The 19,636-nt window shown below is 61.7% G+C and carries 21 protein-coding genes, 2 pseudogenes and 1 riboswitch; of the genes and pseudogenes, 18 read left to right on the plus strand and 5 right to left on the minus strand.

Translation table 11 applies throughout. The features are described from left to right. Positions 1-94: 94 nt before the first annotated feature. The 6 genes from ACWTU9_RS21975 to ACWTU9_RS22000 all read left to right on the plus strand — a co-directional run bounded on the left by ACWTU9_RS21975 (position 95) and on the right by ACWTU9_RS22000 (position 2,471). Positions 95-418, plus strand: coding sequence for an ArsR/SmtB family transcription factor (locus tag ACWTU9_RS21975; RefSeq protein WP_454586642.1), 324 nt, complete (start codon positions 95-97; stop codon positions 416-418). Next, complete coding sequence (locus ACWTU9_RS21980; RefSeq protein ID WP_454573813.1) at positions 415-840, plus strand: SRPBCC family protein; 426 nt, start codon at positions 415-417, stop codon at positions 838-840. The genes ACWTU9_RS21975 and ACWTU9_RS21980 overlap by 4 nt, the downstream gene beginning before the upstream one ends. A 66-nt stretch (positions 841-906) precedes the next feature. Continuing rightward, positions 907-1,299, plus strand: coding sequence for a VOC family protein (locus tag ACWTU9_RS21985; protein WP_455860102.1), 393 nt, complete (start codon positions 907-909; stop codon positions 1,297-1,299). A 26-nt stretch (positions 1,300-1,325) separates the two neighbouring features. Continuing rightward, positions 1,326-1,547 (plus strand): hypothetical protein, encoded by a 222-nt coding sequence (locus ACWTU9_RS21990; RefSeq protein WP_454573815.1) that lies wholly within the window; start codon positions 1,326-1,328, stop codon positions 1,545-1,547. Between the two features lie 18 nt (positions 1,548-1,565). Next, a complete protein-coding gene (locus ACWTU9_RS21995) occupies positions 1,566-2,021 on the plus strand; it encodes a DUF1801 domain-containing protein (protein ID WP_455860103.1) in 456 nt (151 codons plus the stop codon). A 12-nt stretch (positions 2,022-2,033) separates the two neighbouring features. After that, positions 2,034-2,471 carry a DUF1801 domain-containing protein gene (locus ACWTU9_RS22000; RefSeq protein ID WP_455860104.1) on the plus strand — a complete coding sequence of 146 codons (438 nt, stop codon included), beginning with the start codon at positions 2,034-2,036 and terminating at the stop codon, positions 2,469-2,471. Positions 2,472-2,477: 6 nt separating this feature from the next. Here the strand turns inward: ACWTU9_RS22000 and ACWTU9_RS22005 are convergent, their stop codons facing one another. Beyond that, positions 2,478-3,164 (minus strand): HAD family hydrolase, encoded by a 687-nt coding sequence (locus ACWTU9_RS22005; protein ID WP_455860105.1) that lies wholly within the window; start codon positions 3,162-3,164, stop codon positions 2,478-2,480. A 189-nt stretch (positions 3,165-3,353) separates the two neighbouring features. On the opposite strand from ACWTU9_RS22005, the gene ACWTU9_RS22010 reads away from it, so the two are divergent. Beyond that, entirely contained in the window at positions 3,354-4,487 is a 1,134-nt protein-coding gene (locus ACWTU9_RS22010; RefSeq protein ID WP_455860106.1) for a DNA methyltransferase, read from the plus strand. 20 nt (positions 4,488-4,507) lie between these two features. Here ACWTU9_RS22010 and ACWTU9_RS22015 read toward each other — a convergent pair whose 3' ends face one another. After that, positions 4,508-5,119, minus strand: coding sequence for an HAD family hydrolase (locus ACWTU9_RS22015; RefSeq protein WP_455860107.1), 612 nt, complete (start codon positions 5,117-5,119; stop codon positions 4,508-4,510). 2 nt (positions 5,120-5,121) lie between these two features. Next, positions 5,122-6,255, minus strand: coding sequence for an A/G-specific adenine glycosylase (gene mutY, locus ACWTU9_RS22020; protein ID WP_455860108.1), 1,134 nt, complete (start codon positions 6,253-6,255; stop codon positions 5,122-5,124). A 66-nt stretch (positions 6,256-6,321) separates the two neighbouring features. Between mutY and ACWTU9_RS22025 the strand changes: the two genes are divergently transcribed. The 8 genes from ACWTU9_RS22025 to ACWTU9_RS22060 all read left to right on the plus strand — a co-directional run bounded on the left by ACWTU9_RS22025 (position 6,322) and on the right by ACWTU9_RS22060 (position 15,155). Further along, positions 6,322-6,828 (plus strand): DUF721 domain-containing protein, encoded by a 507-nt coding sequence (locus ACWTU9_RS22025; RefSeq protein WP_455860109.1) that lies wholly within the window; start codon positions 6,322-6,324, stop codon positions 6,826-6,828. Between the two features lie 156 nt (positions 6,829-6,984). Next, the gene (locus tag ACWTU9_RS22030; protein WP_455860110.1) at positions 6,985-7,716 is read left to right on the plus strand and encodes a DsbA family protein; all 732 of its coding nucleotides are present in this window, start codon (positions 6,985-6,987) and stop codon (positions 7,714-7,716) included. A 69-nt stretch (positions 7,717-7,785) separates the two neighbouring features. Next, on the plus strand, positions 7,786-11,244 hold the full coding sequence (gene smc, locus ACWTU9_RS22035; RefSeq protein ID WP_455860111.1) for a chromosome segregation protein SMC: 3,459 nt from the start codon (positions 7,786-7,788) through the stop codon (positions 11,242-11,244). A 108-nt stretch (positions 11,245-11,352) separates the two neighbouring features. Beyond that, on the plus strand, positions 11,353-12,336 hold the full coding sequence (locus ACWTU9_RS22040; RefSeq protein ID WP_455860112.1) for an NAD-dependent epimerase/dehydratase family protein: 984 nt from the start codon (positions 11,353-11,355) through the stop codon (positions 12,334-12,336). Between the two features lie 306 nt (positions 12,337-12,642). Further along, a complete protein-coding gene (locus ACWTU9_RS22045; protein WP_455860113.1) occupies positions 12,643-13,119 on the plus strand; it encodes an Hsp20 family protein in 477 nt (158 codons plus the stop codon). Positions 13,120-13,186: 67 nt separating this feature from the next. Then, positions 13,187-13,639: a hypothetical protein gene (locus tag ACWTU9_RS22050; RefSeq protein WP_455860114.1), complete on the plus strand. Its 453-nt coding sequence runs from the start codon at positions 13,187-13,189 to the stop codon at positions 13,637-13,639. A 522-nt stretch (positions 13,640-14,161) separates the two neighbouring features. Beyond that, on the plus strand, positions 14,162-14,392 hold the full coding sequence (locus ACWTU9_RS22055; RefSeq protein WP_454586628.1) for a hypothetical protein: 231 nt from the start codon (positions 14,162-14,164) through the stop codon (positions 14,390-14,392). 331 nt (positions 14,393-14,723) lie between these two features. Next, positions 14,724-15,155 carry a hypothetical protein gene (locus ACWTU9_RS22060; protein ID WP_455860115.1) on the plus strand — a complete coding sequence of 144 codons (432 nt, stop codon included), beginning with the start codon at positions 14,724-14,726 and terminating at the stop codon, positions 15,153-15,155. A 349-nt stretch (positions 15,156-15,504) separates the two neighbouring features. Here the strand turns inward: ACWTU9_RS22060 and ACWTU9_RS22065 are convergent. Beyond that, positions 15,505-15,603 (minus strand): annotated as a pseudogene (locus tag ACWTU9_RS22065) (IS5/IS1182 family transposase); the annotation flags it as partial. Positions 15,604-16,076: 473 nt separating this feature from the next. Continuing rightward, positions 16,077-16,167, plus strand: a riboswitch (glycine riboswitch). Positions 16,168-16,304: 137 nt separating this feature from the next. Here ACWTU9_RS22065 and ACWTU9_RS22070 point away from each other — a divergent pair. The 3 genes and pseudogenes from ACWTU9_RS22070 to ACWTU9_RS22080 all read left to right on the plus strand — a co-directional run bounded on the left by ACWTU9_RS22070 (position 16,305) and on the right by ACWTU9_RS22080 (position 19,349). Continuing rightward, complete coding sequence (locus tag ACWTU9_RS22070) at positions 16,305-17,543, plus strand: D-amino acid dehydrogenase (RefSeq protein WP_455860116.1); 1,239 nt, start codon at positions 16,305-16,307, stop codon at positions 17,541-17,543. A 36-nt stretch (positions 17,544-17,579) separates the two neighbouring features. Next, positions 17,580-18,010 (plus strand): annotated as a pseudogene (locus ACWTU9_RS22075) (GlcG/HbpS family heme-binding protein). Between the two features lie 169 nt (positions 18,011-18,179). Then, on the plus strand, positions 18,180-19,349 hold the full coding sequence (locus tag ACWTU9_RS22080; RefSeq protein ID WP_455860117.1) for a M24 family metallopeptidase: 1,170 nt from the start codon (positions 18,180-18,182) through the stop codon (positions 19,347-19,349). Between the two features lie 57 nt (positions 19,350-19,406). On the opposite strand, the gene ACWTU9_RS22085 is transcribed toward ACWTU9_RS22080, so the two are convergent. Further along, the coding region (locus ACWTU9_RS22085; RefSeq protein ID WP_455860118.1) for an aminotransferase class I/II-fold pyridoxal phosphate-dependent enzyme at positions 19,407-19,636 on the minus strand (230 nt) is incomplete at its 5' end.

The following is a 19,636-nucleotide window of genomic DNA, read 5'->3' on the forward strand; positions in this document are numbered from 1 at the left end:
AGGTGGCGTTTGCGCCTTGGATCCTGTTGGCACTTGACTCATTCATATCTCGGCGGTTATACGTCGACCAATAGCTCGCAGGTTATTGATCCCGATGCCGGACGCCCACGACACTCTGTTCAGAACCCTTGCCGATCCGACCCGGCGGGCCATCTTTGAGCGCCTGTGCCGCCAGGGTGAGCAGACGGTGGGGGCGCTGACGGCGCAGTCCGGGGTCTCGCAGCCGGCGGTGTCGAAGCATCTCGGCGTCCTGAAGCAGGCCGGTCTGGTGCTCGACCGCCACGCCGGGCGGCAGACACACTACAGCGCGCAGCCCGGCGCGCTCGCTCCCCTCAACGACTGGACCAGCAAGATGGCCGGGTTTTGGGAGAGCCGCTTCGATGATCTCGAGCACCTGCTGAAAAGGATGGACCAGTGAGCAAGCCGGAACTGCGCACCGTCGTCGTCGAGCGGGACATATCCTGGCCGGCGGAGAAGATCTGGCGCGCGTTGACGCAGCCGCATCTGATGGAGGAATGGCTCATGAAGAACGATTTCAAGCCCGTCATCGGCCACAGCTTCAATCTTCGCGGCGACTGGGGCGGCGTGCTGGACTGCGAGGTCCTCGCCATCGAGCAAAACAGGACGCTGTCCTACAGCTGGGATTTTGCGCATGAGGATGCGGCCTACAATCTGAAGAGCGTGGTGACGTTCACACTCACGCCCACCAGCACGGGCACTCATCTGCGCGTCGAGCAGTCGGGCTTCCGTCCCGATCAGAAGCAGGCCTATGGCGGCGCCCGGGCCGGGTGGCAGCAATTCCTCACCAAGCTGGAGCAGGTTCTGGCAAAGCCAGATTGAAGCCTGCCGGCACAATTCAACGCCATGCCCCGATCGCCGGGTCACCGAGCACAAAGGAGAAAATCGATGAAGATCAAGCTGGCCAGCGTCTATGTGGACAACCAGGACAACGCACTGCGCTTCTATACCGACGTGCTGGGCTTTTCCGTGAAGGCCGACTTCAGCAATGGGCCTTTTCGTTGGCTGACGGTAACCTCACCCGACGAGCCCGAGGGAACCGAACTGCAACTCGCGCTCAACGACAATCCGGCCGCCAAAACCTACCAGCAGGCCATCTTCAAACAGGGGCAGCCCGCGCTTATGTTGTTCACCGACGACATCAAGGGCGACTACGAGCGCATCAAGGGGCGCGGCGGTGCGTTTGCCATGGCGCCGACCGAAGTGACTGGCTCGACCATTGCCCAGCTCAACGACAACTGCGGCAATCTCATCCAGATCACCCAGCTGGCGCGCTGGTAAGCGCTCGTTTTCAGGTGGAGGTGGCAATGAACTGGAGCAAGTGGATAAGGCAAACCCACCGTTGGCTGTCGATCATCTTTACGGCGACCGTGGCAGCCAATTTCATCACAATGGCATTCGGGCAGCCTCCGGCATGGGTGGTCTATTCGCCGTTGCCGCCGCTCTTCCTGCTGCTGTTCAGCGGGCTCTACATGTTCGTGCTGCCCTATGTCGCCCGACCGCGTGGCGAGCAGCGCGCGCAGGGGTAGGGAGGGACGGTGGCCAGGGTGACCAGACAATCGAAGGCGGCAAAGCCGGCTCCAGCCAAGCCAGCGCCAGCCAAGCCGGCGCTGCTTTCAGGCGGCAACCCGCAGATCCCGAAGGCCTATGGGGATGCGCCCGTGCAGGCCTATATCGCGGCCATGCCGGGCTGGAAAAGCGACGTTGGGCGCCGCCTCGACGCGCTCATCGAGTGTGCCTTCCCCGGCGTCTACAAGGCCGTCAAATGGAACTCGCCGCTCTACGGCATCGAGGGCGGCGGCTGGTTCCTCAGCCTGCATTGCTTCACCAACTACGTCAAAGTCGCCTTCTTCCGCGGCATGTCGCTGGATCCCACTCCTCCCGGCGGGTCGAAACAGAAGGAAGTGCGCTATCTCGACATTCATGAAGGCGAAGAGATCGACGAAGCCAGGTTTGTCAGCTGGGTGAAGCAGGCCAGTAAATTGCCCGGCGAGAAGATGTGAACGGAGGAGACCATGAAGACCAGCGGTGCCAACAAGTCAGAGGCAGGACCTTCACCCTCCGAGCGGATAGACGCCAGAATCCGCGAACTGGACGATTGGCGGGGCAAAACGCTCGCCAGCCTGCGCAAGACCATCCTCGACGCCGATCCTGAAATCATCGAGGAGTGGAAGTGGATGGGAAGCCCGGTGTGGTCATGCGACGGCATGATCGCCGTCGGCAACGCGCATAAGGACAAGGTGAAGCTTACCTTTTCCCACGGCGCCAGCCTGCCGGATCCAGACGGGCTGTTCAACAACGGGCTGAACGGCAAGGTGTGGCGCGCCATCGATGTGTCCGAGGGCGAGGAGATCGATGCGGATGCCCTGAAAGCGCTCGTCCGCGCCGCGATTGCCTATAACAGGGCAAAGAAAAGACCGGCGCGAGCCAGGTCGGCCAAAGCCAAGGACTGAGTTGACTCAGGCGTCCGACCACTCCGACAGAGCGGCAATCACGCTTTTCAGTTCGGCCCAGCGACGGATGACCGTTTCGGCGCCGGCCTCCGTCAGCGCATCGGCATGGCCGGGATAGCTGTGCGCGGCTCCGGTGAAGCCGATCACGCGCATGCCGGCAGCCCTGGCGCCGGCGACGCCATGCACGGAATCCTCGATGACAAAGGTGTTTGCCGGATCGGCATTGAGTTTCTCCGCCGCGACCAGGAACACGTCAGGGGCTGGCTTGGTCTTCTTGCTCGGTATCTCCAGCGCTGAAAAGATCCGGCCGGCGAAGAACGGCAGCAGGCCCACTTTCTCCAGCATGAACTCGATCCGCTCGGAGCGCGAGTTGGAGCAGACGCAGCGCGGCGCGGTGACCGCGGCGACCGCTTCGCGCGCTCCGTCGATGGCGCGCACGTCGCTGCGCAATTTGCGGTCGACCAGCTCTTCGGCGCGGTCGATCATCGAGGCCTGGAACGGGATTGCGGATTTCTCCTCGACCCGCATCATGATGTCCTTGAAGGTCAGCCCGGCATAGGTTTCGGCGATCTCCTCGGCCGATATTTCGAAGCCGGCGAGTGTCAGCAGTTCGGCCTCGACGCGGGCGGCGATGATTTCGGAATCGACGAGCACGCCGTCGCAATCGAAGATGACAAGATCTGGCTGGGGCATGGCAATCCGGAACTGGGGAAGGAGGGGCAAGCCCGGCAGGGCTTGAGCCGCGCGGCATACACCAACAGGCCGGCTCGCGCAAATGAACGAGGCCGATACCATCGGTCCGGTCCTTCCCTTCACGGAATATTTACGCTGATCGGTAACCATAACGGGGAGTAAACAGTAACGCGTGCCTTGGGTGTAAACATGTCTGCCGTGCGTCTTCTCGACGACCTCTCCCACGCCCCCCAGCAATCCGAATGGCTGGACACGATTCTCAAGGGCGACTGCGTTGCCGCACTTGACCGGCTGCCGGAAAAGTCCATCGACGTCATCTTCGCCGATCCGCCCTACAATCTGCAGCTCGACGGCGACCTGCACCGGCCCGACCAGTCCAAGGTCGATGCCGTCGACGACGACTGGGACCAGTTCGAGAGCTTCGAGGCCTACGACGCCTTTACCCGCGCCTGGCTTTTGGCGGCGCGCCGCGTCCTGAAGCCCAATGGCACCATCTGGGTTATCGGCTCCTACCACAACATTTTCCGGGTCGGGGCCAAGATGCAGGATCTCGGCTTCTGGATCCTCAACGATGTCGTCTGGCGCAAGACCAATCCGATGCCGAACTTCCGTGGCCGCCGCTTCCAGAACGCGCATGAGACCATGATCTGGGCCTCGCGCGACCAGAAGGGCAGGAGCTATACGTTCAACTACGAAGCGATGAAGGCGTCGAACGACGACATCCAGATGCGTTCCGACTGGCTGTTTCCGATCTGCACCGGCGGCGAGCGGCTGAAGAACGACAATGGCGACAAGCTGCATCCGACGCAGAAGCCGGAAGCGCTGCTTGCCCGCATCATGATGGCCTCGACCAAGCCCGGCGACATCGTGCTCGACCCGTTCTTCGGCTCCGGCACCACCGGTGCCGTCGCCAAGCGGCTCGGCCGCCATTTTGTCGGCATCGAGCGCGAGCAGGCCTATATCGACGCCGCCAATGAGCGCATTGACGCCGTGCGTCCGCTGGAAGGCGCCGATCTCACCGTACTCACCGGCAAGCGCGCGGAGCCGCGCGTCGCCTTTGTCAGCCTCATCGATACCGGGCTGATGACCCCAGGCGCCACGCTTTACGACTCAAAGAAGCGCTGGGCGGCCAAGGTCCGCGCCGACGGCACGGTGGCGATCGGCGACAGCGCCGGCTCGATCCACAAGATCGGCGCCGAAGTGCAGGGGCTGGACGCCTGCAATGGCTGGACTTTCTGGCACTATGAGCGCAGCGGCGGCCTGACCCCGATCGACGAACTGCGCCGCATCGCCCGCCTCGGCATGGAGCGGGCAGGGGCCTGATCGGCCGCTTCCCGATTGTCTCAGACTGCGATCCCAAAACGCTCAAGGTCCGCCTTGAGCGTTTTTGCGTCCGTGAACAGCACTGCCTGCCAGCCGGCGGCCTTGGCGCCGTCGACATTCCTGGGGCTGTCGTCGATGAACAGCGTCGCGGATGGATCGAGACCGAACGCGGCGACGTGGTGGTCGTAGATGGCGCGGTCGGGCTTGATCTCACGGATATCGGCCGACACGGTGACGCCGCGCGGGCGGCTGAGAAAGTCGAAACGCTGCCGGGCCTCGGCAAGCGTGTCGGCGGCGAAATTGGTCAGCATGGTCACGTCGTGGCCGCTTTCGATCAGGCCGAGCATGATGGCGACGCTGTCCTCATAGGCATGCGGCACCATCTCGTGCCAGTGGCTGCGGAAATTGCGAATGTTTTCAGCGTGATCGGGGTGCTCCGCGATCAGCAGCGCCTCCGCCTCTTCCCACGTCCGGCCACGGTCCTGCTCGATGTTCCAGTCATGCGTGCAGACATTGTCGAAGAACCACTTGCGCTCCTCGGCATCCGGGATCAGGCGGCTGAACGGAATGTTCGGATCGTAGTGGATCAGCACGCGGCCGATGTCGAACACGATGTGGCGGATTTCAGTCATTTTTATCCCTTCGAGGCGAGCTTCTTTTTGGTCGCGCCCGGTATCGCCGCTTCGATGACCTTTTTCATGACGGTCGGCAGCGCTTCCCCGGAAATGTCGTGGGCCAGCGACCAGAAATACCCATCAGGAGCATCACTTCCGATGTGGGCGTGAAAGACTTCGAGTTCGAGCGCGAAATGGGTGAAGACATGCGCGATCTTACCGGCGCGCCGCCAGTCGACGGGGAAGGGCGCCGCGTCCGCAGTTGTCGCGCCGTCGATCCGTGCGGTCCAGCCGGTGGTCGGCACTTCGGTCATGCCGCCGAGCAGGCCTTTGTCCGGCCGCTTGCGCAACAGGATGGCGCCGTCGCCGCGCTCGGCAACGAAGGCAGCGCCGCGTCTGAGCGGCTTGTCGGCCTTCGGCAAGCGAACCGGAAAGCGCTCGGGATCGCCGGACAGGATGGCGCTGCAATCCTCGCGCAACGGACACAGTATGCACCGCGGCCGTTTTGGCGTGCAGATCGTGGCGCCGAGGTCCATCATCGCCTGGGCGAAGTCGCCCGGCCTTGTCTGCGGCACCAGTCTTTCGACCAGCGCGCGGATTTCGGGCTTTGCCTCGCTGAGCGGCGTTGCGATCGAATAGAGTCGCGATATGACGCGTTCGACATTGCCGTCGACGACCGCCGCCGGGCGGTCGAAGGCGATTGCCGCGATCGCCGCCGCCGTGTAGGCGCCGATCCCCGGCAATTCCCTCAATCCCGTTTCATTATCCGGAAATCGCCCACCTTGCCCCGCGACGAGATCGGCGCAGGCCTTGAGGTTGCGCGCCCGCGAATAATAGCCGAGCCCGGCCCAGGCCTTCATCACATCCTCGGTCGGTGCCGCAGCCAATGCCACGACATCAGGCCATTTCTCGACAAAAGCGCGAAAATACGATTTTACCGCTTCGACCGTGGTCTGCTGCAGCATCACTTCCGACAGCCAGATACGGTAGGGATCCGGCAGCACGCCACCCACAGCCGCGCGCGGCGTGATCCGCCATGGCAGTTCGCGGTGGTGCGCGTCGTACCAGCCGAGCAGGCGGAGATCGATGTCTCCGGACGCGGCTTTGCTGCTGTCATGGGATGCGGCCTTGCGGGTCTGTTCGTGCAGTGCCATTGATCGCGGGCTGGTTCTTTGGTTGGTAAGGTCTGGGCTGGTGAGGAGCGTGGCTGGAGAACGTACATGGCAGGGAGAACGCCCTACGGCAATCCCGTTCCGGTGAGCGATCTCGCGACCCAGATTCTCGATCCCGTGCTGCGCAAGCGGGCGGGCATTTCGATCGGCCTGGTGCAGTCGTGGGAAGAGATCGCCGGCCCCAGGCTCGCCGGCCATTCGCGCCCGGAAAAAATCCAGTGGCCGCGCCGCATGCATGAGGACGACCCGTTCGAGCCGGCGACACTGGTCATCGCCTGCGAAGGCATGGCCGCACTCCATCTGCAGCACGAGACCGGCGAAATCATCAACCGGGTCAACGCCTTCCTTGGTTTCAACGCAATCGGCCGCATCAGGATCGTGCAGAAGCCGGTGCTGTCAGAGAAGGCTCGGCCCAAACCGGCTCCCAGGCCGTTGACGCCTGTCGAGAAGGCCAAATTGTCCGATACGGTCGGCAAGATCGAGGATGAAGGCTTGCGCGCCTCGCTGGAGCGGCTGGGCGCCACCATTCTTGGCGAGCGCAAGCGACCAGGATAATCGGCCGGTCATGAACCCGTCACCAATCTCGCGCATTCGTGATGATGCATATAGAGTTAGCCGATTGGAATGGGGACGGCGATGCCTTAATTCCCGCCAACTCTCGCCTTTTCTAGCCTTTGCATTGCAAAATCCAACCATAGTCAGGTGATTCGCATGAACCGTAGCTTGTCCCGCAGAAACCTCCTGTCGTCGCTGGCAGCCATTCCGGCAGTGGCACTGCTCGCCGCATGCAGCGATTCCGACGAGGACGCCAAGGCTGCGGACGTAAAGCCCGCGGCGCCGGCCGCCCCTGCATCGACGCCTGCCACGCCTGCCGCGGCAAAGGTGCCGGAATCGAGCGGCGACGTCGACATGGCTCAGCTGCTGAAGCCCGGCGCTCTGCCCGACAAGCAACTCGGCAAGGACGACGCAAAGGTCACCATCGTCGAATATGCCTCGATGACTTGCCCGCATTGCGCGCATTTCGCTGCAACCACCTTCCCGGAGTTGAAAACCAAATACATCGATACCGGCAAGGCCCGCTACATCCTGCGCGAATTCCCGTTCGATCCGAGCGCCGAGGCCGGTTTCATGCTGGCGCGCTGTTCTAAGGACAATTATTTCCCGATGGTCGACGTGCTGTTCAAGCAGCAGGCCAACTGGGTTGGCGTCAACAATACCAAGGACGCGCTGCTGCAGATCTCCAAGCTCGCCGGTTTTACACAGGAGTCCTTCGAGGCCTGCTTGACGGACCAGAAACTTCTGGACGATGTGAGATCGGTCCAGAAGCGCGGCGCCGATGAATTCAAGGTCGACTCGACGCCGACCTTCTTCATCAACGGAAAGACCTACAAAGGTGCGATGTCGATTGAGGAAATATCGGCCATCATCGACCCTCTGCTCTGACGTCCAGGCGGCGCCGGAGCGACTGCGCTTCGGCGTCTGCGCATCTCTGTGTCTTCCGGGCAGGCGCGAATGAAGTTTTCGCGCCTTCGCCTCCTCGGCTTCAAGTCCTTCGTCGAACCCGGCGAGTTCGTCATCGAACGCGGCCTGACTGGCATTGTCGGGCCGAATGGCTGCGGCAAGTCGAACCTTGTCGAGGCGATGCGCTGGGTGATGGGCGAAAGCTCGTACAAGAACATGCGCGCGTCCGGCATGGACGACGTGATCTTTTCCGGCTCGGGAACGCGCCCGGCGCGCAACACCGCCGAAGTCACGCTGTTCCTCGACAATAGCGACCGCACCGCGCCCGCCGCTTTCAACGACGCCGATGAACTGCAGGTGTCGCGCCGCATCGAGCGCGAGGCAGGTTCGCTTTACCGCATCAACGGCAAGGAAGCCCGCGCCAAGGACGTGCAGCTTCTGTTTGCCGATCAGTCGACCGGCGCCCGCTCGCCCTCGATGGTCGGCCAGGGCCGCATCGGCGAATTGATCCAGGCGAAGCCGCAGGCGCGCCGCGCGCTGCTCGAAGAAGCGGCCGGCATTTCCGGCCTGCACACGCGCCGGCACGAGGCCGAGCTTCGGCTGAAGGCGGCCGAACAGAACCTTGAACGGCTGGACGATGTCGTCGGCGAACTGGAGAGTCAGATCGAAAGCCTGAAGCGCCAGGCGCGCCAGGCCTCCCGCTTCAAGAACCTGTCGGCCGATATCCGCAAGGCGGAAGCCACGCTTTTGCATCTGCGCTGGACACTGGCCAAGACCCAGGAGGGCGAGTCCCGCTCGGCACTCGCCATTGCCACTGCTCTGGTCGGCGACCGCGCCGCTGCGCAGATGGCTGCCGCCAGGGAGCAAGGCATCGCCGCGCACCGGCTGCCCGACCTGCGCGACGCTGAGGCCGCGGCCGCGGCCGCCTTCCAGCGCCTGTCGATCGCCAAGGCGCAGATCGAGGAGGAGGCCGGCCGCATCCGCGCCCGCCAGGCCGAACTCGAGCGCCGGCTGCAGCAACTCGACGGCGACATCGCCCGCGAGGAGCGCATGGTGCGCGACAATGCGGACATTCTCGAGCGCCTGCGCGAGGAAGAAGCCACGCTCAATTCCGAAAATGCCGGCGCCGCCGAACGTGAGGCCACCACGCGGGCCGCTTTCGAACAGGCCGGCGCGACGCTCGCCCAAAGTGAGGCAAAACTCGCTGCGCTGACCGCCGAACGGGCCGAAGCCGCCGCCTCGCGCAACCAGATCGAGCGTACGCTGCGCGAAACCGCCGAACGCCGCGACCGTTTTGGCCGCCAGCTGGCCGACGTCGACCGCGAACTGTCCGAGATCATCTCCAAAGTCGCCGGCTTGCCCGATCCCGCCGAGAAGCGTGCGCTGGTCGAGGACGCGCTCGCCCGGCTGGAGGAAACCGAGGCCGGCGCCGTTGCTGCCGAACAGGCGGTCGCCGAGGCGCGTGAGACTGAGAGTGCCGCCCGTCCGCCGCTGCAGGACGCCAAGGCGGAACTCGCCGGTATCGAGACCGAAGCCCGCACGCTTGCCAAGATCCTGAACGCCGCCAGCGGCGATCTTTTCCCATCCGTGCTCGAACAGCTCAGCGTCGAGCGCGGCTATGAAACGGCCCTGGGTGCTGCCCTTGGCGAAGACCTCGACGTGCCGCTCGACCGTAGCGCGCCGGTGCATTGGGGCGAAAGCCAGGTCCAGCCGGGCGATGCGGCTCTGCCGGAAGGCATCAAGAGCCTTGCCAGCGTGGTCAGCGCGCCGTCGCAGCTTGCCCGCCGGCTGGCGCAGATCGGCATCGTCGATGCTGCTGACGGCCGCCGGCTGCAGGCACTGCTTGCGCCCGGCCAGCGGCTGGTCAGCCGCGACGGTGCGCTGTGGCGCTGGGATGGACTGACCGCCAGCGCCGATGCGCCGACCGCTGCCGCGCAGCGGCTGGCGCAGAAGAACCGGCTGGCCGAGCTCGACGCCGAGGCGGTACAGGCGACGCAGATCGTGCGCGAGGCCGAAGCCGCCCTTGCCCAGACCGAACAGGCGCTGCGCCAGGCGAGCGAAGCTGAACGTAATGCTCGCCAAGCCGGGCGCGATGCCCAGCACGGGCTGGACGCCGCCCGCAACGCTTTGGCCGAGGCCGAAAAGGCCGGCGGCGAGCTGGCGAGCCGCCGTGCCGCTTTGGACGAGGCGCGGGCGCGCATCGTCGACAGCCATGAAGAGACGGCCGCTGCCTTTGCGGAAGCCGAAATGCTGCTGCAGGACGCGCCCGATCTCGGCGACTTGCAGTTGCAGCTCGAACAATCCGCCGCCAATGTCGGCAGGGACCGCGCGACCCTTGCCGACGCGCGCGCCGTCCATGAGGGTTTGAGGCGCGAGGCCGAGGCGCGCACGCGCCGGCTCGACGCCATCGGCGCCGAGCGCAGCAGCTGGCTGCAGCGTGCCGAAAACGCCTCCACCCAGATCGCCTCGCTCGGCGAGCGCAGGGCCGAAGCCGAGGCCGAACGCGAAACGCTGGCCGACGCGCCCGACGAGATCGACGCCAGGCGCCGCGCGCTGCTGTCGCAGCTGACCGAGGCCGAAACCTTGCGCAAGGCCGCGTCCGATCGTCTGCAGGAGGCAGAAAACAAGCAGGCCGAGCTGGACAAGGCCGCCACCGCGGCGATCCAGTCGCTGGCCGGTGCCCGCGAAACCCGCGTCCGCGCCGAGGAGCGGCTGACCGCGGCTGACGAACGCCGACTCGAGGTCGAGGCGCGCATCCAGGAAACGCTGAACACGCCGCCGCATCTGGTCATCCGCCATACCGGGCTGGAGGTCGACAGCCCGATGCCGGAAATGGCCGACATCGAGCGCCAGCTCGACCGGCTGAAGGTCGAGCGCGAACGGCTCGGCGCCGTCAATCTGCGCGCCGAGGAAGAGCAGAAGGAATTGTCCGACCGGCTGGAGACCATCGTTTCCGAGCGCGAGGACATTATCGAGGCGATCCGCAAGCTCAGGCAAGCCATCCAGAGCCTGAACCGCGAGGGCCGCGAGCGTCTGCTCGCCGCCTTCGACGTCGTCAACGGCCATTTCCAACGGCTGTTCTCGCATCTGTTCGGAGGCGGCACGGCTGAACTGCAGCTGATCGAATCCGACGACCCGCTCGAAGCCGGCCTCGAAATCCTGGCGCGCCCGCCCGGCAAGAAGCCGCAGACCATGACGCTTCTCTCCGGCGGCGAGCAGGCGCTGACGGCGATGTCGCTGATCTTTGCCGTGTTCCTGACCAACCCGGCGCCGATCTGCGTGCTCGACGAAGTCGACGCGCCGCTTGACGATCACAATGTCGAGCGTTTCTGCAACCTGATGGATGAGATGTCCGCCACCACCGAGACGCGCTTCGTCATCATCACCCACAACCCGATCACCATGGCGCGCATGAACCGGCTGTTCGGCGTAACCATGGCCGAGCAGGGCGTCAGCCAGCTGGTATCGGTCGATCTGCAGGCCGCCGAGGCGATGCGCGAGGCGAGCTGACGCGTCAGCTTGGCCAATGGCCTCAATCTCGGCTTTCGACTATAGCACCAATGGAATGCAGCCAATCGCCTCTGATGGCTGGCTTGGTCATGTGTCTGGAGAACGTTGTTGCCTGTACTCGTCACCGGAGCCGCGGGGTTCATCGGAAGCCATGTCTGCCATCATTTGCTGAACCGCGGCGAAGCCGTCGTCGGCGTCGACAACATGAACGACTATTACGACCTGGCGCTCAAAGAGGGCCGGCTCGCGCGTCTCAAGCCACACAAGGGTTTTTCCTTTCACCAGTTCGACATCGCCCAGCAGGGCGCGCTCGCCGATGCGCTCGCCGGGCAAGGCATCGTCAAGGTGGTGCATCTGGCAGCGCAGGCGGGCGTACGCCATTCGCTGGACAATCCCAGGCTCTATGTCCGCTCCAACGTCGTCGGCCACCTCGAAGTGCTCGAATTCTGCCGCGCGGCAGTCGGCTTCGAGCATCTGGTCTATGCCTCGTCGAGCTCGGTCTATGGCGGCAACCGCAAGGTACCATTTGCGGAAACCGACCAGGTCGACCGGCCGGTGTCGCTATACGCCGCCACCAAGAAGGCCGACGAGCTGATGAGCCATACCTACGCTCATCTCTTCGGCCTGCCGCAGACCGGGCTGCGTTTCTTCACCGTCTACGGTCCCTGGGGCCGGCCCGACATGGCCTACTGGCTGTTTACCCAGGCGATGCTGGAGGGCAGAGCGATCCGCGTCTTCAACGATGGCGAGATGTGGCGCGATTTCACCTATATAGACGACGTCGTACGCGCCATTGTCGCCGTGCTCGACAAGCCGCCGGTCGAGGCCCCGCCGTGCCGGATCTACAATGTCGGCAACAACCGCCCGGAGCGGCTCGACGATTTCATCGCCACGCTGGAGCGGCTGCTCGGCGTCAAAGCCATCCGCAACAACGAGCCGATGCAGACCAGCGATGTCGAGCAGACCTATGCCGACATGACGGCGTTGGAGCGCGATTTCGGCTTTCGCCCCAGCGTCTCGATCGAGGACGGCCTGAAGAAATTCGTCGATTGGTACCGCTCGGAATGGATGCCGAAATTGGTGATGAGATGATCGCCAGCGCCTCAGCATTCCAGAACCAGGCGATGCCAAACCGCACTGGACAGATCGGAACAAACCGCGACGCGACCTGGAAAACGCAATAACAGGAAGAACCCGTTGAGCGGTCATTGGCGGATGCGGAAAGCGCGTTAACAAGGTGCTCCGGCAACCTCAAAAAAATTTTGCAGCCCGCTCTTGAAAGGTCTCCTTGCCATTCCCAAATCGTTCGCCGTCGAGGCTTAGGCTCGACGAATATGGCGTCGCGGTCACCCCCGCGACGTAGCTTGGAAACCATGTTGCTTCACGGAGGATATGGCTATGAGAAGCTATGATTACGCCCCCCTGTATCGCACGACGGTCGGCTTTGACCGCCTCTTTGACATGCTCGATGACAGCGTGCGGTCGGATTGGCCGCCCTACAATATCGAGAAGACCGGCGAGAACGACTATCGCATTACGATGGCAATCGCCGGCTTCAGCCGCGAGGAGGTCGAGCTTACACAACACGGCCCTGAACTGATCGTAACCGGTCAGAAACAGCCCGAGGAAAGCGACCGGCAGATTCTTCACCGCGGCATGGCGACGCGAAACTTCAAACAGGTCTTCAAGCTGGCAGACTATGTGAAGGTCGCAAATGCCACACTGGAGAATGGCTTGCTGTCGGTCGACCTGGTTCGCGACATTCCCGAGGAACTGAAGCCGCGTCGGATTGACATTGGGACATCGACCGACGAGCAAGGCTCGCAGGCCAGGCAGATCAGCCAGGATACCCGGCCACAGAGTAAGGTAGCCTGACCCACCAACTCACCCTGCGGTCCCGCCTCCCGGCCGAGCCGGGAGGCCTTGATTGCGGAGAATGGAGATGACCAGGGAATCTGAAATCCTTTCACAAACCGAAGCACCAAACCCCGGCAGCATGTCGGAAATGCTGGGACATCCTGATGATGTCCTCCACCACCCCACAATGAGCATCGTCGACAAACGGGCGTTACTCGCCTCCTGGGCGTCCGACGCGCGCGCCGTCGCTGGAATGCCGATGCTGCGTCAGTTGGATGACGGTTCAATCGTGACGATTGATGCAATTGTTGGCGCTCTGAAAGCGCTCGACGGCCAACACCCTGACGAGCAGTATCGGCTTCGGACATCGTGGCGAAGGCCCATCGATCGAAGGCCGCTGAGGAGGTTGTCCCCTTGGTTTCGTCGCTTGGGGCGGGATGACGACGATGATCCGCCACCTTGTCCTGCTTTTTGCGCAATTCCGCCGAAGCGAGGCAATGGCGGCGCAACTGCCATCCCCGAGCCTGCCTTGGCGTAGGGAAGGGGAACTCACGCTATGGGACTACCTGGCGTGGCCCCATAGCGTGCTGAATAGACTTCGGGCCCCAGGTGAGCAAGCGAGTTTGTGCCTGTCGCCAATTTGGCAGACACGACGCCTATCGGAGGCCAAAGAAGCTCAGTATCGCAATCACGATGACGACTGCTCCGACGAGCCAGATTATGTTGTTCACGATATCTCTCCCGAAATTGTGTTGCTGAGAGTGAACTCATCAGAGCCTACTAATGTTCCCGCGTTCTTCGGCGTCGAAACAAAATGTCCGCCACCCTTCGTCGAACTGCGGACCAAGGTCGGAACAGGGTATGACTGAAGTCCTGGGGTCGCAGCCATAGGTCTGGAGGCGGCAACCTATGCCCTCCCAATACATTGCAAGCAGGCTGCCGAGTATGAGTCCCTTCATCGGCGGTCAATCGGGTGCCCGCCATTCTCAAGAGACTAGCGGGCACCCGATTGTTTGTGGCACCGCCAAGCGGCGTGGCGTATTCGATAGAGAGGCCAACAGTGACCTTTGTCCAGAGATCAGTGCGTGAAGGGGTGACCCGACCCGCAAACGACAACGACAGTCCTCCTGAAGTTTCTTCGGTCCTTGACCTCATACCGTCGGCTGACGACGACAAGGTCGCTGACCTTGTCAGGCGAACAGAGCGCCTGGCGATCGCCGTGCTGATCGCGATGGGGATTTTGCTGATCTTGGCACCGGTGGCCTACTTTGCACTTGCTTACGGCATCTGAGACGGCCTGATTGGTCGTCTTCCCGGAAGGCGCGTGCCGACGGTCTTGCTCATAAGGCAGATGCTTCACACCACAGCTCAGGTGATTGAACGCGATGACATGGAGGGTCGTGCGCAGCGCTGCTTTGCCGAGCTGCGCAACGCCTCGGTCGGCTCTGAAAGAGCGTCCTGCCTACAAAACCTGGTGGCGAAATTCTCTCTTTCGACATGCCGCAATGCTCGGCAGCAGCGCTCACTGATCGCGCCGCGTGACCCGACGACGCCACTCGGAACCAAAGGGATGGGACGCGGTTATCCCCGCGAAGGGCCAATTAGCAGACGGAGATATTGCAATGAAAACAATGATCGTAAGCGCATTGGCGCTGTTTATCGCGATGCCGACGATAGCATCGGCAGCCGAAGCTGATGCAATCATCGCAACCCATCATCGACATCATCACAAGACCGTCAAGGTCATCAATGATCAGGGTCAACGCCTTCATCACCGTAAACACAGCGCGGTTGCGTTCTACGACCACGGCCGCAGACATCATCGCCCGGATACTGTCATCGTGACCGGCTCGATCGAGCGTCGCCATCACAAGGCCGTCAAGGTCATCAACGATCAGGGTCAACGCCTTCATCACCGTAAACACGGCACGGTTGCGTTCTACGACCACGGCCGCAGACATCATCGCCCGGATACTGTTATCGTGACTGGCTCGGTCGAGCGTCGCCATCATCGGCATCATCACGTTATCATCCAGGACGATAACGACTACTGATCCTTTTCGCACGGCCCGGCTCTGTGGATGGAGTCGGGCCGCGTGGGGAGTCAGATAGCCGCCGACGGCAGCCACTCACGGCGTCTGTAATCATGGATTCCAAGAGGCATGTGAATTGGCTGGGGCGCCAGGATCCTCGGTATCCATGTTATCTCACCAAAAGTTTGAACGAAATCAATCACATCGTAGCAAGGGTCGGATCTGAGATAAAGTGCTCTGTAGCAATTATCTGGGTTTGAGTGGAAACGAGACCGACTCATAATTTGGGCAGGCGGGGTTCCCGCCAATGGCCCGTACCTCAAGGGGCCCTATGCCTCGTCAGCTGATGCCTAGATGTCGACTCGGCATCTCGCGGATAGGACGAGTCGATCATCTGGATATCCCCGTCGTGGGCCTTTGAAACGGCTTCCAGCAGCCGGTCCCACACACCTGCCCGACGCCGGGCAAATGCGTATCCACAGCGAACATCCGGGCGTTCACTCTCCGTTCGACCTTAGCGCAAGATTCTGCACAGCCGGATGGCATTTCAAGACCCTTCCAATTTTGAAACCCGCGTTTCACCGAAAAGAATGGCGGAACGGAACACGCCGCCATGATTAAAGCCAAGATCATGTAAACGGCCGGATGGTAACTCTCGGCAGGCACAAGCGGTTGGCCTCCGCAACACTGTAAGCAGAATAGCTGCCGCGGATTCCCGTTCTCGTCGATCGTCCATTTTTGGTCACCGGGATGGCCAAAGAATTTCGTCCCTACAGTCCCGGCCAAAGCCAGCGATCTCCACTTTGAGACCAGTCCGAAGGGTTCTGCAGTCTCCACGTCAGGTTTCGATCACACATCCATAAAAATTGGTTCGCATGTTTCACTGCAACGGAGAAAATGGCGATCATTGGCCTGACCTACGTCGTATAGGTCCACCGTTCATCAGGCTGAGCGGGAGAGATCGGCGAAGTGCCGACGCCGACGGAGCAACCCCCCAAGGAAACTCTCAGGCAAAAGTGACCGCACCGCCGAACGATCTGGAGAGTGACGCCTCGAGCGTCCACCGAAGGGGAAAGCCGGGAGTTCCGGTTAATCTCTCAGGTACCCGAGACAGATTTGGGGGGTCGCTGCGGGCCAGCCTCGCACCCATTACACTGTTCGGAGTTTAGAATGTCCAAGATTATTGTAGTTGGCGCCGGAATTGCCGGTGTGTCGACAGCTTACGCTTTGATAGAGCAAGGCTACGACGTGACTGTGGTCGAGCGGCGGCGCTACGCCGCGATGGAAACTTCATTCGCCAACGGTGGCCAGCTGTCCGCTAGCAATGCCGAAGTCTGGAATCACTGGTCGACCATCCTCAAGGGAATCAAGTGGATGCTTCGGCGAGATGCGCCCCTTCTCATGAACCCTACCCCGTCGTGGCACAAGTACAGCTGGCTGCTAGAATTCGTGTCCAACATTTCGCGATATCGCGAGAACACGATTGAAACGACCCGTCTGGCTATCGCGGCCCGTAAACACCTCTTCGAGATCGCTGACCGTGAAGGCATCGACTTTGATCACGTCCGTCGCGGCATCCTGCATGTTTGCTGGGACAAGGCAGGCTTCGACCACGCGCTGAAGGTGAACGAGATGCTGAACGAGGGTGGCCTCGACCGGCGTTCGGTGACGCCCAGCGAACTTGCCGGGATTGAACCTGCATTGCATGGCAATTTTTATGGAGGATTCTTCACCCCGTCGGATTCTACCGGCGATATTCACAAATATTGCGCGGGTTTGGAGAAGGCATGCTCAAAGCGTGGCGCCCAATTCATCTATGACGCTGCGGTGAGCCGGATTGAGCGCCGGGATAGCTTCCACCTCGTTTGCACAACTGGTGGCGCCGATCAGACGCTGGAAGCCGACGGCATTGTAGTGTGTGCGGGAACAAATAGTCGCGATATCGCTGCGATGTTCGGGGATCGCATCAACATTTATCCGGTGAAAGGCTATTCAATTACGGTGGAGTTGGACGGGTCTACGGCAGATTCCTCGGCGCCCTGGGTGAGCATTCTGGACGACCGCGCGAAAATCGTAACCAGCCGTCTCGGCGCTGCGCGTCTGCGCGTGGCAGGGACCGCAGAATTCAATGGTGTCAATTTCGACATCCGGGAAGATCGCATCAGACCTTTAGTCGACTGGACACGGATGATGTTCCCGAAAGTGGCAACTGAACACGTTGTGCCGTGGGCAGGGCTTCGACCGATGATGCCGAACATGATGCCGCGGGTCGGCAAAAGCCGGGTTCCGGGTGTCTTCTACAATACGGGTCACGGGCATCTAGGGTGGACGCTTTCAGCCGCAACATCGGCCATGCTGGCCACGGTTGTGGCTACGGATCTTCCGGTCGATGCTCGTTTGGCTGCGTAGAAGACGTCCCTGTTTTAACGCTCGAGGAACTTGAACATGACTAATCTGACATTGGAAGTCGCCAATTCCAGTTAATAGGGTGTGCTCCACGGCAAGCGGAAAGGGTCTCAAGCCCTTGAGGGTTGCGGTTCTGGATGCTGGCGGCCACGTGATCGTGTTCCAAAAGCAGGATGGGGCTTCAATGCTCCGCTTTGAACTTGCATTCGGCAAGGCTTACGGTGCTTTGGCCGTCGGTTTCGGTTCACGCTGGCTCGACACTGCATCAGCCGACCGACCGCACTTTGTAGCCGGCCTGACCGCCATATCAGGCGGCAAGATACTCCCCGTACCCCGGGGGTGTCCTGGTGCGAGACAAGACCGATCGGTTGCTTGGTGCAGTGGGAATTACCGGAGATACATCAGACAACGATGAAGCAGTGGCCGTGGAGGCGATCGAGCTCGGCGGGTTGGATGCTCAGCCGGCCTGACCCGAGTCCGTAGGTCAGAGACGCAGATTCGTCGGCGGATGAGGCAGAATTGAAATAGCGTCTGCGCCTCCGGCGCGATTTTGAGATGGTTCGCACACCGGGCGCCTTTAGAATGGCGGCTAGATGCAGCTGCCACGGCTGAAAACGTCCGGAAGAATAGGGTTGCGGAATGGATCAGGAAGTCCCCCACGGCTTTGCGCCGACTGAGTTCGAACAGCGTGTCAGTCGGGCTCAGCGGTTGATGGGCCAACATCGCCTGGACGGCTTGTTGCTCACTTCGATGGACAACATCCGCTATTTCATTGGTGTCGATTCCACGTTCTGGGAAAGCTATACCCGACCTTGGTTTGTGTTAGTGCCTGCTACCGGGGCGCCCCTAGCCATCATTCCGGAGATCGGCAGGGCTATCATCCAGAAGACCTGGATCACGGAAATCAGATCTTGGCCCTCGCCTCGGCCCGAGGACGAAGGCACTTCTCTCGTTGTCACGGCAATATCCGACCTGACCCGGCGACACGGACGGGTCGGAGCTGAGCTTGGTTTCGAACTGCGACTGGGAATGCCGGTAACGCAATTGAATGCGATCATCGGTGGTCTGAAGGGCGTCGAGATTGTTGATGGTGCAAGCCTGATTTGGCAGCTCCGCATGATCAAGAGCCAGGCTGAGGTCAGTAAAATAAAAAAGGCTGTCGACATCGCGGGCGTCGTATACGCACAAGTGCCCGATTTCGTTAAAATCGGCGATACTGAACGTACGATCCTTCGGGAATTCCGGGGTCGCCTGAATATGGGCGGCGCCGGCGCTATTCCAACCCTCATTTGCAGATCCGACGTCGGCGGGCCTTTCGAGATCACGGGGGGTCCTAGGGACCGGCCAATCGCTGATGGCGACCTACTCTTCATAGACACGGGCACGACCTACGACGGGTATTTCTGCGACTACGATCGCAACTACCAGGTAGGCAGCGCTACGGATGCCCTACGGTATGCTCAAGACAAGGTTTGGGACGGGCACGAGATTGGTCTTCAGACGGCGACAGCAGGGGTTACTGCCGGATTTGTCTTCGAACAGATGGCCAAGGCGCTTTCTTCCGGCGTGACTGACCTCAACAGCAACGGGCGAATGGGGCATGGACTTGGGTTGCGACTGACCGAACCGCCGTCAATTCGACTGGAGGACAACACGGTTTTGCAGCCAGGCATGGTGCTCTGCATTGAGCCTGCCTTGGAGTACGAGCCCGGTAAAATCGTCCTGCATGAGGAAACAGTTGTGGTCACTGAAGGAAGGGCCCAACTACTCACCCTTCGGGCGCCGAAGCAGCTAGCCCAGATACGCTGACAGGGCTCTATGGTTCGCCCGAGCTCTATTTGGCGGCGAGATAATTAGCGCCGCTGGTCATATGATCGAAAGTTCCCCCGCAACCTCCGCAAACGCTTCCAACGCACGATCTATATCGGCAGCGGAATGCGCCGCCGACATCTGGGTGCGGATACGTGCCTGGCCCTTCGGCACCACCGGGAAGGAAAAGCCGATGACGTAGATGCCGCGCTTCAGCATGCGCGCCGCCATCTCCTGCGCCAAAGTTGCGTCGCCCAGCATCACCGGAATGATCGGATGGTCGGCCC

The sequence above is a fragment of the Mesorhizobium sp. 128a genome (genome assembly GCF_053848025.1).